This window comes from Noviherbaspirillum album, assembly GCF_035916955.1.
GTDB lineage: Bacteria > Pseudomonadota > Gammaproteobacteria > Burkholderiales > Burkholderiaceae_D > Noviherbaspirillum > Noviherbaspirillum album.
This window is the reverse complement of record NZ_JAWIIV010000031.1, coordinates 1-13,884: the sequence shown is the minus strand read 5'-3', so window position 1 is coordinate 13,884 and position 13,884 is coordinate 1. Positions and strand designations below refer to the sequence as shown.

Sequence of the window (13,884 nt, the reverse complement as noted above, 5' to 3'; positions counted from 1 at the left end):
TCCAGGGTTCGCACCTGAAGTTACAAATAGGCACCCGGTTCCTTGCTTTGCGTCGATAGCAGATCTTCCCTGGCTTCATAAAATGCAAAAATGGCATCGACGATGTTGGCTGGTTCGTCAATTACCTGCAACAAGTTCATGTCCTTGGCCTCGATCATGCCATTGGCCAGCAGGGCGCTGCGGAACCAGTCCAGCAAGCCTTTCCAGAACGTCGTCCCGACCAGTATTACAGGAATGCGGCGCGAGGTGCCGGTCTGGATCAAGGTTAGTACTTCGGTGAGCTCGTCCAGAGTGCCGAAGCCGCCGGGCAGCACCACGTAGGCATCGGCATATTTGACGAAGGCAACCTTGCGCGCGAAGAAATGGCGGAAGCTGATCGAGATATCCTGCCATGCGTTGCTGGTCTGCTCGCGCGGCAGCTGGATGTTGAGTCCCACCGACGACGACGCGCCTTCGAACGCGCCCTTGTTGGCGGCTTCCATGATGCCCGGCCCGCCTCCGGAGATGACGGCCAGCCCGGCATCGGACAGGCGGCGCGCGATATCGATGGCCTTCAGGTAGTCGGGGTGATCGGCCGGGGTGCGCGCCGAACCGAAAATCGAGACCGCCGGACGCAGCTCGGCCAGCCTTTCGGTCGACTCGATAAACTCTGCCATAATCGTGAGCATATGCCACGACTCGCGCGCCTTCTTCTCGGTGGCGCGTGAAATGTCAGCCACCTGCCGCAGGCGCGGCACGTTTTTTCCCTTTGACACCATATGAATAAAACCCTGTTGTTAGTGGATGGATCAAGCTATCTGTACCGCGCGTTCCACGCGATGCCCGATCTGCGCAATCCGGAAGGCGCGCCCACCGGCGCCATCTACGGCATGATCAACATGCTGCGCCGGCTGCGCAACGATTACGCCGCAGGATACATGGCCTGTGTTTTCGACGCAAAAGGCAAGACTTTCCGCGATGAACTCTATCCCGACTACAAGGGCCACCGGCCGTCGATGCCGGAAGACCTGTCGCGCCAGGTGGAACCCATCTACGAAGCGGTGCGCGCGCTCGGCTGGCCCATCCTGAGCGTCGAAGGGGTGGAAGCCGATGACGTGATCGGCACGCTGGCCGCGCAGGCGGTCGAGCACGGCATGGAAGCGGTGATTTCCACCGGCGACAAGGACATGGCGCAGCTGGTCAACGAGCATGTCACGCTGATCAACACGATGACCAATGAAAAGCTCGACCGCGAAGGCGTGATCGCCAAGTTCGGCGTGCCGCCGGAGCGCATCATCGATTACCTCACGCTCATCGGCGACACTGTCGACAATGTGCCGGGCGTGGCGAAGGTCGGTCCCAAGACCGCGGTCAAGTGGCTGACCCAGTACGGCTCGCTCGACAACATCATCGCCCAGGCAGCCGACGTCGGCGGAGCGGTCGGCGAGAACTTGCGCAAGGCGCTCGACTGGCTGCCTACGGGGCGCAAGCTGATCACGATCCGCACCGACTGCGACCTCGCCAAGCACATGGTGTCGATCCCGGAATCGCTGGTGGCCAAGCCGGTCGACAATGACGCGATGATCGAGTTCTTCAAGCGCTACGGTTTCAAGACCTGGCTGCGCGAACTCACCGGCGACCCCACCGCCGGCGGCCGTCCGACCGCGGCGCCGGAGCAGGCCGATGCACAGGGCAGCCTGATCGAGGCTCCGGCCGCGCCGACCGTCAAGGAATACGAAACGGTGCTCACCGAGGAGCAGCTTGACCGCTGGCTCGCTGTCATCGATGCCTCCGAACTGACTTCGGTCGACACCGAGACCACCTCGCTCAATGCGATGCAGGCGCAGCTGGTCGGCATCTCGCTCTGCTGCACGCCCGGCATTGCCGCCTACATTCCGGTCGCGCATCGTTATCAGGATGCGCCGGAGCAGCTGTCGCGCGAAGCGGTGCTGGCCAGGCTCAAGCCCTGGCTGGAAGACGCGGGCAAGGCCAAGGTCGGCCAGCACCTGAAATACGACAGCCACATCTTCGCCAACTACGGCATTACGGTGCGCGGCATCGTGCATGACACCTTGCTCGAATCCTATGTGTTCGAGTCGCACAAGAGCCATGACATGGACAGCCTGGCGCTGCGCCACCTGAACCGCAAGACCATCAGCTACGAGGAAGTGTGCGGCAAGGGGGCGTCGCAGATCGGCTTCGACCAGGTGAGCATCGAGCGCGCCACCGAATATGCGGCCGAGGATGCCGACATCACGCTGCAGCTGCACCAGGCAATGTGGCCGCATGTCGCGAAGAACGACGGGCTCAGGTTCATCTATGAAAAGATCGAGGTTCCAACCTCGGTGGTGCTGCAGAAGATCGAGCGCAACGGCGTGCTGATCAATAGCGAACAGCTCGCGCGGCAATCGCATGATCTCGGCATGCGCATGCTTGAAATGGAAAAGCAGGCTTACGAACTCGCGGGCCAGCCTTTCAATCTGAACTCGCCGAAACAGATCGGCGAAATCTTCTTTGAGCGCCTGCAATTGCCGGTGGTGAAGAAGACGCCGTCGGGCACGCCGTCGACCGACGAGGAAGTGCTGCAGAAGCTGGCGGAAAATTATCCGCTGCCGAAGATCCTGCTCGACTATCGCGGCCTGTCCAAGCTGAAGTCGACCTATACCGACAAGCTGCCGAAGATGGTCGACCCCAATACCGGCCGCGTGCACACCAATTATGCGCAGGCGGTGGCCGTCACCGGCCGCCTCTCGTCGAACGAGCCCAACCTGCAGAACATCCCCATCCGCAACGCCGAAGGCCGGCGCATCCGCGAAGCCTTCATCGCGCCGGAGGGCAGTGTGATCGTGTCGGCCGACTATTCGCAGATCGAGCTGCGCATCATGGCGCACATCTCCGGCGACGCCAGCCTGCTGCGCTCGTTTTCCGAAGGGGAGGACGTGCACCGGGCGACCGCCTCCGAAATCTTCGGCGTCGCGCCGGCCGAGGTCAGCAGCGAGCAGCGCCGCTACGCGAAGGTCATCAACTTCGGCCTGATCTACGGCATGAGCGCATTCGGGCTGGCCAGCAATCTCGGCATTGAGCGTTCCGCCGCGCAGATGTACATCGACAAGTATTTCCAGCGCTATCCCGGCGTCGCGCAATACATGGCCGAGACGCGCACCCAGGCCAAGGCGCACGGCTTCGTCGAGACGGTGTTCGGCCGCCGCCTGTGGCTGGCGGAGATCAATTCCCCCAACGGACCTCGCCGCCAGGCGGCCGAGCGGGCGGCGATCAATGCGCCGATGCAGGGCACCGCCGCCGATCTGATCAAGCTGTCGATGATCGCGGTGCAGCAGTGGCTGGAGAATGAGCGCATGCAGTCGAAAATGATCATGCAGGTGCATGACGAACTGGTGCTTGAAGTGCCGGAGGACGAATTGTCGACCATCCAGCAGAAGGTCCCGGACCTGATGCGCGGCGTTGCCGAGCTGAAGGTGCCGCTGATCGCCGAAGTCGGCATCGGCAAGAACTGGGACGAGGCGCATTGATGCCGGCGCCCTGGCAGCTGAAGTGAACCGAAGTGAAATGCAGTTAAATGCAGTGCAGGGAACGAAGGCGGCATCCGCCGCAGTGACAACAATGAATAATCGGAGAATGGGCAATGCAGAATTTCAAAGAAGATTTCGATAGTCTGGTCGGCAAAACCTCCTTGTCCGACGGCGTGGACCGCCGCGGCTTCCTGAAAACCGCGCTGGGCACCGGCTTTGCCGCCGCCGTCCTGCCGGTCTCTGCCCAGAACGTGGTGAAGACCGATACCGCCGGCCTGACCGCGGGCGAGGTCAGCATCACCGTCAATGGGCAAAAAGTGCCGGTCTACCGCGCGCAACCCGAAGGCAAGACCAACCTGCCGGTGGTGCTGGTGATTTCCGAAATCTTCGGCGTGCACGAACATATCGCCGACGTCGCGCGGCGCTTCGCCAAGCTCGGCTACCTGGCGCTGGCGCCCGACCTGTTCATCCGTCAGGGCAATCCCCTGACCTATACCTCCATCCCCGAACTGCAGAAGGACATCATCTCCAAGGTGCCGGATGCGCAGGTGATGGGCGACCTCGATGCGCTGGTGGCCTATGCGAAGGACAACGGCGGCAACACCGACAAGCTCGGCATCACCGGCTTCTGCTGGGGCGGCCGCATTACGTGGCTGTATGCCGCGCACAACCCCAAGGTCAAGGCAGGCGTGGCCTGGTACGGCCGCCTGGTGGGCGACAAGACCGCGCTGGCGCCAGCGCATCCGGTCGATATCGGCGCGTCGCTGAAGACGCCGGTGCTCGGCCTGTACGGCGGCAAGGATGCCGGCATTCCGCTAGATTCCGTCGAAAAGATGAAGGCGGAACTGGCCAAGGGCGGCAGCAAGTCCGAATTCGTGGTGTTCCCGAATTCCGGCCATGCCTTCCATGCCGACTATCGTCCGAGCTTCGTCGAGGCGGATGCAAAGGAAGGATGGAAACGCTGCACCGAGTGGTTCAAGACGCATGGCGTTGCCTGAGGCCGCCTGCTTCATTTCCCGCTCCATCTGAAAATCCCGGCGCCTGCCGGGATTTTTCAAGCAATGGCACGGTTTTTAATCGCCCCGTTTGCCGAAATCTCGTGTCTGTGCTTTAATTTGCAACTTTGTTGCACATCCGACGGGGCATAAAATCGATTCCGCGCTTCTTTCCATCCTGCTGGCTACTACGATCGCCGGCGTCATCAGCATTTCCGCTGCGGCGATTTTTTCCTTTTCCCTGCTTTCCAAGGTGGTGGAGCGCATGGTCAGCCTGTCGGTCGGCATCCTGCTGTCGACCTCGCTGCTGCATGCCTTGCCGGAAGCCTTCGAATCCGATGCCGACACGCATGCGCTGTTCGCCACGCTGCTGGGCGGCCTGCTCGCGTTCTTCCTGCTGGAAAAATTCGCGATCCTGCGCCATTCCCACCATTACGAGGGCGACGGCCACGGCCACGAGCATGGCCACGATGCGCACGAGGCCGGCAAGGCCGGCTGGATGATCCTGGTAGGCGACGGCCTGCACAACTTCACCGACGGCATCCTGATCGCGGCGGCCTTCCTGGCCGATCCCAGCCTGGGCATCATCACCGGCGTTGCCATCATCGCCCATGAAATTCCGCAGGAGATCGGCGACTTCATCGTCCTGCTCAATGCCGGTTTCAGCCGCACCCGGGCTTATGTGTACAACCTGCTTTGCAGCCTGATGGCGGTGATAGGCGGCGTGTTCGGCTATGTCATGCTGGAGCGCGCGACCGACTGGATTCCCTACGTGCTGGTGTTCGCGTCATCGGGCTTCATCTATATCGCGGTCAGCGACCTGATGCCGCAGATGCAGCGCCGCGCGACACTCAGGGAAACCATCCCGCAGATCGTGCTCATCGCCGTGGGCGTGGGCATCGTCCTCTTCCTGACCGGACAAACCCACGGGCATTGAGCCTCCGGGCCCTGGGTTATTCCTATTCCCCGCGCGCCACCGGCCTGGCCGGGTCGGCGCACCATTCGCTCCAGGAACCCGGATACAGCGCCGCGCCCGACATGCCCGCGATTTCGAGTGCCAGCAGGTTGTGGCAGGCGGTCGCGCCCGAGCCGCATTGCATGATGGCATTTTGCGGTGTATCGATGAACGCCGCGAAATCCGCGCGCAATTGCGCGGGCGGCTTGAAGCGGCCGGCAGCGTCCAGATTGTCCTTGAAGAAGCGGTTCTTCGCGCCGGGAATATGGCCGCCGACCGGATCGATGGTTTCATTCTCGCCGCGGAAACGGTCCGGGGCGCGCGCATCGACGACGGTGCGCGCCGGCGTCTGCAGGTTGGCGAGCACATCCTTCACATCCACCGTGCGCATCAGCGGCGCATGCGGCTCGACATTGCCGCGCGGGCGTGTTTCGACGGCGGTGGACAGCGGCAGGCCGAGCGCCTGCCAGGCCTGCAGGCCGCCGTCGAGCACCGCCGCCGCTTCATGTCCGACCCAGCGCAGCATCCACCAAAGGCGAGCGGCGAACATCGCGCCCTGAGCATCGTAGACCACGACCTGCGAGCCGTGATTGACACCCCAGCGACGCAGCGTTTCGACAAAGGTTCGCGGCTCCGGCAACGGGTGCCGGCCGCGGAATTCGCCGTTCGGGCCGGGGCTCTTGTCGGACAGGTCGGTATCGAGGCTGGCATGCTGCGCCAGCGGAATATGGCCGGCGGCATAGGCTTGCGCGCCGGCGGAAGGGTTCATCAGGTCATGGCGGCAGTCGATGACGACCCAGTTCGGGTCTTGGTAATGTCTGGCTAAGTCTTCCGCGGCGATCAGGGTGGTATAAGGCATGGCGGGGTCTCCTCTATACTTTTCTACTCTACACTTCGGTAGCGATGGGATCGTTGGCTTCGGTGACCTTGGCCTTGGCGGCCGGCACGGAAGCGACGCGGGTATTGTAATAGGTCGCAGCCAGGCCGCTGCCGAGAATGACGGCGATGCCGCACCAGGCCAGCAGGCTCAGCGCGTCGCCCCACAACACGATGCCCCAGGCGCTGGAAAAGACGATGCCGGTGTATTGCAGGTTGGCAGTGACCAGCGTCTTGCCGAGACGATAGGCGCGCGTCATGGCCATCTGCGCCACCATGGCACTGACACCGATGGCCAGCAGGAGCAGCCAGCCCTTCATGCCGTGGACGCCTTGGCCGCCAAGGCTGCTCAGCGACAGCGTGCGCAGCCCGTCGCCGTCGACAAAGGCGCCCGCCAGCCCGGCAAGCATGCCGGTGAGGGAGAAATAGAACACCACCCGGTACTCCGGCTCACCCAGCAGCCCCAGCCGGCGCACCTGCAGATAGGCGATGGCCGAGATCAGCCCCGAGGCCAAGCCGGCCAGCGCGGCCTGCCACTGGTCGGCATGGAAGGCAGGCTGCAGCAGCATGGTCACGCCGGCGAAGCTGCAGAGGATGGCGCCGGTCAGCCCGGGCTCGAAGCGGGATTGTCCGCGCCACCAGCCGGCCGCGAACAGAATCGCCGCGATCCAGATGGGCGACATGTAGTTGAGCGTCATGCCGGTGGCCAGCGGCAGCTTGCCGATCGACCAGTACCACAGCCACAGCGAGACCACGCCGATCAGGCCGCGCCATGCATGGTGCCAGGCAAGACGGGTCCTGAAACTGCCGCCGCGGGCAACGATCAGCACGCCCAGGACCACCGTGCCGACCAGGCCGCGGTACATGACGATTTCGGAAACGGAGTACATGTCCGATGCGATCTTCACGCAGACCCCCATGATGGAAAACATGAAGGTGGCGACCAGCATCCAGAGTGATTGCATAGAACGGCGGGAAAGACGGATGAGCCCGGCAGGTACAGCCGTATAACCGGGATGATTGAAAAGCCTTCGATGATACGCCGATTCGCGCAGTCAGGCAGTCAGTCAGTCAGTCAGTCAGGCAGTCAGGCAGTCAGGCAGTGGGCCGGCTGCAACGGAGATTATCGGCAAATGCGCGTGCATGATGCGAAACGGGCGAAACCTCCCGGTGACGCCCGTTGTTTGCCGCGCTGTGCAGCGACGCTTTGCAGCGGATATGGGAGCGGTTTCCTTTCCCTATACCGCGATGCGCCTGCGGTACCACTCGTGGAAATGCTGCATGCCGTCTTCCATCGGCGACTGGTAGGGCCCGACTTCATTGACGCCGCGCTCCATCAGGATCCGGCGGCCGGCGTCCATGCGCATGCCGATCTCGTCGTCCTCGATGCAGGTTTCCATGTAGGCGTCGCGTTCCGCCGCGATGAAGTCGCGCTCGAACAGCACGATCTCTTCCGGATAATAGAACTCGACGACATTGCGGGTCTTTTGCGGCCCGTTCGGCCAGACGGTGGATACCACCAGCACATGCGGATACCACTCGACCATGATGTTCGGATACAGCGTCAGCCATATCGCGCCATAGGGCGGCGGCACGCCGTTGCGGAACTGGAGTACCTGTTCCTGCCACTTCTTGTACTTGGGCGTGCCGAACTTTGCCAGCGCATGATTGACGCCGACGGTCTGCACGCTGTAGTGCTCGCCGAATTCCCAGCGCAGGTCGTCGCAGGTGACGAAACTGCCCAGTCCCGGATGGAAGGGCTCGACATGATAGTCTTCGAGATAGACTTCGATGAAGGTCTTCCAGTTGTAATCGCAGTCATGCACTTCCACATGATCGAGCATGTACCCGGTGAAATCGAGGTCCTTGGTCACGCCGAGCCTGGACATGATCCGCGCGACATCGACACCGTTCTGCTCGAACAGCAATCCGTTCCAGTTCTGCAGCGGCGTGCGTGACAGGTTCATGCACGGCGTTTCGCCGAAATGCGGCGCGCCGATCAGTTCACCCTTGAGATCGTAGGTCCAGCGATGCAGCGGACAGACGATGTTGCTCGCATTGCCGCGGCCATCGAACATCTTGGCCTGGCGATGGCGGCAGACGTTGGAAAGCAGCTCGATGCCGTGCGCATTGCGCACCAGCATCCGGCCTTCGTTTTCCCAGGGCAGTGTGGCATAGTCGCCCACATTCGGCACCTGGAGTTCGTGGCCGGCGTAGCGCGGGCCGTTTTGAAAGAGTTGTCGTATTTCCTGCTGCAACAGCGTGTCGTCGAAATAGACGTTTACAGGAAGTTGCGCGTTGGATCGCGCGAGCTTGGCGACAGTAGCCAGATCGGACATCCCCACCCCCAAATTAATTTGCACCAACCTAAGAGAGAAAGAATCCGCAAAAACCAGTATCAAATAAGATGAAACGGAAATTTTGGACAGAACCGGGAATTATACCCGAGACATTGCTTTTCAGACTGTCTTGGGTCCGTCGCGAGGAAGAGGGATAAAAAGCCGCCGGGCCATGTCGGAAAGGGATTGGGAAATCCGGTAAAGATTCGGGGTTCAGGGTTCGGATTCCAGGTGCAGTGGCGGTAGCGGCTGGGCACCGAGGAAGAAGATGCCCATGTTACTTCTTTTTTGAAACGGCATTGCAAATTCTTCAATTCGACTTGATGCCGCGCATAAGAACGCCGGATTCAAGGCGATTTTTGCTGCTTTTGCGGTTTCTGCTTCTCAACTGCATCAGGTCGTTTGTTCTAAAATAACGGGCTACTTATCAAGATTGTCCAATATGTCAAAGAAAACAGTGCCTTCTGGAGAACCGGCGTCGTTCGAAGCGGCCATGGCGGAGCTGGAACAGCTCGTTGCCCAGATGGAAGCAGGGGAATTGCCGCTGGAAGCCTCGGTTGCGGCGTACCGGCGCGGGTCGGAATTGGTCAAGTTCTGTTCCGGGCAGCTGGACAAGGTCGACCACCAGGTCAAGGTGCTGGAAGGCGAAATGCTTAAGCCGTTTGCCGTCGATGGTGAAGACGACGACGGCGAGGCCGACGAATGAATGTCGCCGGACTCGCATTCGGCGACTGGATGAAACACATCCAGTCGACCATGGAAGAGGCGCTGTCGGCCCTGCTGCCCGCAGCCGCAGACGTGCCGGAGCGGCTGCACGATGCGATGCGCTACGCGGTGCTCGACGGCGGCAAGCGGGTGCGTCCGCTGCTGGTATTCGCGGCCGGCGACCTGTTCGACGCCGACGCCGACCTGCTGGCGCGCGCGGCGGCGGCGGTGGAAATGATCCATGCGTATTCGCTGGTCCACGATGACATGCCGTGCATGGACGACGACGCCTTGCGTCGCGGCAAGCCGACCGTCCATGTGAAGTATGATGAAGCTACCGCCCTGCTGGTCGGCGACGCATTGCAGTCGCAAGCTTTCATCGTGCTGTCGGAGGGTGCCGTGGAAGCCGGCGCCGATACGCAGCGCCGGCTGGCGATGTTCCGGCTGCTGGCGCGGGCCTCGGGCTCGGCCGGCATGTGCGGCGGCCAGGCGATCGACCTTGCCAGCGTCGGCAAGGCATTGTCGCTTGCCGACCTGGAGCACATGCATCAGCTCAAGACCGGAGCCCTGCTGCATGCCTCGGTGCTGCTCGGCGCGCTGGCCGGCAAGTCGCTGACGCAGGAGGAGAACGCGGCGCTCGATGCCTATGCCGCGGCGACCGGGCTGGCGTTCCAGGTGGTCGACGATGTGCTGGATGCCACCGCCGATTCGGTGACCCTGGGCAAGACCGCCGGCAAGGATGCGGCGGACAACAAACCGACCTATGTATCGATCCTCGGTCTCGAGGAATCGAGGACGCTGGCGGAGACACTGCGGAATGACGCGCATCGCGCGCTCGAGCCGTTCGGAGAAAAAGCACGTCGGCTACGCGAAATCGCCGATCTGATCGTGCAACGGAAAGCCTAGCATGGACTTGTTGAAGAATATTGACGGACCCGCAGATCTGCGCAAACTCTCCCGGGGGCAGCTCAAGCCGCTCGCGGACCAGCTGCGCGCCTTCGTGCTGGATTCGGTATCGAAGACCGGCGGACATCTGTCGTCGAATCTCGGCACGGTCGAGCTTACCATCGCGCTGCATTACGTCTTCAATACGCCGGAAGACCGCATCGTCTGGGATGTCGGCCACCAGACTTATCCCCACAAGATCCTGACCGGCCGCCGCGACCGCATGCACACGCTGCGCCAGTTCAACGGCATTTCCGGCTTCCCGCGCCGCGACGAAAGCCAGTTCGATACCTTCGGCACCGCGCATTCCTCGACCTCGATCTCGGCGGCGCTCGGCATGGCCATGGCGGCCAGGACCAAGGGCGAGAACCGCCATGCGATCGCGGTGATTGGCGACGGCGCGATGACCGCCGGCATGGCCTTCGAAGCGCTCAACAACGCCGGGGTCTACAACGACATCAACCTGCTGGTCATCCTCAACGACAACGACATGTCGATCTCGCCGCCAGTCGGCGCGCTCAACCGCTATCTGGCGCGCCTGATGTCGGGCAAGTTCTACGCCGCCGCCAAGAACGTCGGCAAGACCGTGCTGCCGGCACCGATGCTGGAACTGGCCAAGCGACTGGAGGAGCATGCGAAGGGGATGGTGGTTCCGGCGACCATGTTCGAGGAATTCGGCTTCAACTACATCGGCCCGATCGACGGCCACGATCTCGAATCGCTGGTGCCGACGCTGCAGAACCTGAAGAACCTGAAAGGCCCGCAATTCCTGCACGTGGTCACGCGCAAGGGCCAGGGCTACAAGCTGGCCGAGGCCGACCCGGTGCTGTACCACGGTCCGGGCAAGTTCAATCCGGCCGAAGGCATCAAGCCTTCCGCGGCGGGCAAGCTGACCTACACCCAGGTGTTCGGCGACTGGCTGTGCGACATGGCGGCCCAGGACGAGCGCCTGATCGGCATCACGCCGGCCATGCGCGAAGGCTCGGGCATGGTGCAGTTCGAACAGCGCTTCCCGAACCGCTACTATGACGTCGGCATCGCCGAGCAGCATGCGGTGACCTTCGCCGCCGGCCTCGCCTGCGAAGGCATGAAGCCGGTGGTGGCGATCTATTCCACTTTCCTGCAGCGCGCCTACGATCAGCTGATCCATGACGTTGCGCTGCAAAACCTGGACGTGACCTTCGCGTTGGACCGCTCCGGACTGGTCGGCGCCGACGGTGCGACGCACGCGGGCAATTACGACATTCCCTATCTGCGCTGCATTCCCAACATGGTAGTCATGGCGGCGTCGGATGAAAACGAATGCCGGCAGATGCTATCCACCGCCTATCACTATCCGGGTCCAGCCTCGGTGCGCTATCCGCGCGGCTCCGGCATCGGCGCCGCGATCGACAAGGAACTCGCCACGCTGCCGCTCGGCAAGGGCGAAATCCGGCGCGAAGGCAAGGGCATTGCCATCCTCGCCTTCGGCACCATGGTCGCGCCCAGCCTCGCCGCGGGCGACGAACTTGACGCCACCGTGGCCAACATGCGCTTCGTCAAGCCACTCGACGTGGAACTGGTCAAGCAGTTGGCGGCTACCCATGAAGCGCTGGTCACCGTCGAGGAAGGCGCCGTCATGGGCGGCGCCGGTTCCGCCGTCGCCGAAGCGCTGGCTGAAGCCGGCATCGTCAAGCCCATCCTGCATCTGGGATTGCCGGACAAGTTCATCGATCATGGCGATGCAGGGCAGTTGCTGGCTATGTGCGGGCTGGATGCGAAAGGGATCGTGGAATCGATTCGCAAGCGTTTCGGCAGCAAGGGGGAGCCGCGGCTGGTGGTGAACAACTGAGGGGTAGGGCGGCGCAGTTAACAGTTTTCATTGCTGCCGTCAGGAAGTTTTTCGACTGACTGTACTGGCGATCTTTTTTGAGAGCTAACTGCGCCTACCCACTTTTTTCTCGTTACACCGTTCGATTCAGGGCTATTCCCCGTTCGATTTTACTTCCTGGCTCAACCGGGCCTCTATGCGATTAAGCCATTCCCGATAAGTGGTATTGTCACCTTCTGGGGCGTACTCGCAGCCCATCTTGTCAAGTTCAGCTTCTACTTCTGCATCACTTCTCCGTAAAAGAGCGCGCAATTCAGCAAGAACAAGCGGAGGATATTCCGTTGAGTACTCCTTTAAATAATTTTCCAGGACAATATCAACAGTTGGCCCTTCGGTCTGCCAATCCTGATGGAAGTAGCAGCCAATCAAATTATCGAGATTCGGGTAGTCAGTATTCATCGTGTTGGAAACCCTGTTTGAATGCGGAAACCGTTAGGCATAGTTGGATCGCGGCGCAGAATGAGCCGCATGTTTGCTGTGTCTAGGGCACTTGCGCTCCCTTTGGAGATAGTCACTCCTATGTTTTCAGATAAGGTGCTTTCAATCTTCAAATCCCTTTGGCCGCCACTTAGCCATTTATTGATTTTTGCCTGATTTGCATCTAGCGTCTTGGCAATCGCTGATTCAGCAGTCGCACGGTTATAGAACGATGAGGAGCCAGCAATCGTCGGATCCTTCATCAATCGGTCTAGTAGATCATCTGCCTTCTTACCGACGTGCCGTTCCAACAAATGCCCTCCAGCAGCTTCGTGAGCAACTAACCCTCCGCCGTCAACAAGACGGCTGAAAGGCGCTGCCGTATTTGCTCCGCCTCGCAACAATACACTGCTTTCTTTCGCTCCAATGCCCTTCATCGCTCCCATCACCGCGCCAGCACCCACAGCGATCCCTTTCGCTCCCAGCTTGAGCGGCCCGCCAATCAAGTCGTCCGGCGCAATGATCGGTTGCTGCAAGGCTTGCGCCCGCTGCCGCTCGGCCTGCCACTCCTTGGAGCCGACCACCGGTTGCCCATGCCTGCCGGTTGCCGGCTCAGCTACCTTCGATGGTTGGGCTGTTCCCGCGTTTGCATTCGTATTCAGATCAATCCGCTGCGTCCCGATCACATCCACATGCAAGCCCTGTATCGTGATCTTCCCATTCGCTTCCATCCGTATCCGGCTCGCCCCCGCCTCCAGCACGATCTCCGTCGCCGCCTTCAGCTGAATAAACTCCGTCTGCGACTCCAGTTCCACACGCTTCTTCACCTTCGTCACCTGAAAGCCGTTCGTCACCGTATTGGTCTGGTGCGGCCCGTTCACCACCGTGGCCTGCGTGTGCTGCACCGTAGTGACCATGTCCTTCTGCGAATGGATATTGATCAGCTCCTGACCCTTTTTGTCATGGATCACCATCTCGCAATAGCCACCTCCGCCAGGCGTCGAGCGGCTCTTGAAGCCCATCACGTGCGCCGCGCCCGGCAATGCATACGGCAGCGGCTGCGCGCTGTTGTACAGTCGCCCGGTGCAGATCGGCCGGTCCGGATCCCCTTCGAGATAATCGATGATCACTTCCTGGCCGATGCGTGGTATCGCAACCGTCCCCCAGCCAGCGCCGGCCCATGGCTGTGACACACGGATCCAGCACGAACTGCGCTCGTCATGCCGGCCATAGCGGTCCCAGGGGAACTGCACCTTGATGCGGCCATACGCAT

The 13,884-nt window shown here is 61.4% G+C and carries 12 protein-coding genes; 6 read left to right on the top strand and 6 right to left on the bottom strand.

Going from position 1 to position 13,884, the window contains the following annotated elements:
• Positions 1-20: 20 nt before the first annotated feature.
• The gene (locus RY831_RS25350) at positions 21-758 is read right to left on the bottom strand and encodes an LOG family protein (protein ID WP_326509163.1); all 738 of its coding nucleotides are present in this window, start codon (positions 756-758) and stop codon (positions 21-23) included.
• On the opposite strand from RY831_RS25350, the gene polA reads away from it, so the two are divergent.
• The 3 genes from polA to RY831_RS25335 all read left to right on the top strand — a co-directional run bounded on the left by polA (position 759) and on the right by RY831_RS25335 (position 5,441).
• Positions 759-3,509, top strand: a complete 2,751-nt coding sequence (polA, locus tag RY831_RS25345) for a DNA polymerase I (protein ID WP_326509162.1) — start codon at positions 759-761, stop codon at positions 3,507-3,509.
• 113 nt (positions 3,510-3,622) lie between these two features.
• Complete coding sequence (locus RY831_RS25340) at positions 3,623-4,507, top strand: dienelactone hydrolase family protein (RefSeq protein ID WP_326509161.1); 885 nt, start codon at positions 3,623-3,625, stop codon at positions 4,505-4,507.
• 151 nt (positions 4,508-4,658) lie between these two features.
• The gene (locus tag RY831_RS25335) at positions 4,659-5,441 is read left to right on the top strand and encodes a ZIP family metal transporter (protein WP_326509209.1); all 783 of its coding nucleotides are present in this window, start codon (positions 4,659-4,661) and stop codon (positions 5,439-5,441) included.
• 22 nt (positions 5,442-5,463) lie between these two features.
• Here the strand turns inward: RY831_RS25335 and RY831_RS25330 are convergent, their stop codons facing one another.
• From RY831_RS25330 to RY831_RS25320, 3 genes are all read right to left on the bottom strand, one after another.
• Positions 5,464-6,318: a sulfurtransferase gene (locus RY831_RS25330; protein WP_326509160.1), complete on the bottom strand. Its 855-nt coding sequence runs from the start codon at positions 6,316-6,318 to the stop codon at positions 5,464-5,466.
• Positions 6,319-6,346: 28 nt separating this feature from the next.
• A complete protein-coding gene (locus tag RY831_RS25325; protein WP_326509159.1) occupies positions 6,347-7,300 on the bottom strand; it encodes a DMT family transporter in 954 nt (317 codons plus the stop codon).
• A 273-nt stretch (positions 7,301-7,573) separates the two neighbouring features.
• A complete protein-coding gene (locus tag RY831_RS25320; protein ID WP_326509158.1) occupies positions 7,574-8,674 on the bottom strand; it encodes an aromatic ring-hydroxylating oxygenase subunit alpha in 1,101 nt (366 codons plus the stop codon).
• Positions 8,675-9,116: 442 nt separating this feature from the next.
• Here RY831_RS25320 and RY831_RS25315 point away from each other — a divergent pair, with 442 nt between their 5' ends.
• From RY831_RS25315 to dxs, 3 genes are read left to right on the top strand one after another with little or no spacing between them, the layout of a single operon-like run.
• Complete coding sequence (locus tag RY831_RS25315; RefSeq protein ID WP_326509157.1) at positions 9,117-9,380, top strand: exodeoxyribonuclease VII small subunit; 264 nt, start codon at positions 9,117-9,119, stop codon at positions 9,378-9,380.
• Positions 9,377-10,285 (top strand): polyprenyl synthetase family protein, encoded by a 909-nt coding sequence (locus tag RY831_RS25310; protein WP_326509156.1) that lies wholly within the window; start codon positions 9,377-9,379, stop codon positions 10,283-10,285. The genes RY831_RS25315 and RY831_RS25310 overlap by 4 nt, the downstream gene beginning before the upstream one ends.
• A 1-nt stretch (position 10,286) precedes the next feature.
• A complete protein-coding gene (gene dxs, locus RY831_RS25305; protein ID WP_326509155.1) occupies positions 10,287-12,155 on the top strand; it encodes a 1-deoxy-D-xylulose-5-phosphate synthase in 1,869 nt (622 codons plus the stop codon).
• A gap of 132 nt (positions 12,156-12,287) precedes the next feature.
• On the opposite strand, the gene RY831_RS25300 is transcribed toward dxs, so the two are convergent.
• The gene (locus RY831_RS25300; RefSeq protein ID WP_326509154.1) at positions 12,288-12,593 is read right to left on the bottom strand and encodes a contact-dependent growth inhibition system immunity protein; all 306 of its coding nucleotides are present in this window, start codon (positions 12,591-12,593) and stop codon (positions 12,288-12,290) included.
• The coding region (tssI, locus tag RY831_RS25295) for a type VI secretion system tip protein TssI/VgrG (protein ID WP_326509153.1) at positions 12,590-13,884 on the bottom strand (1,295 nt) is incomplete at its 5' end. The genes tssI and RY831_RS25300, both read right to left, overlap by 4 nt.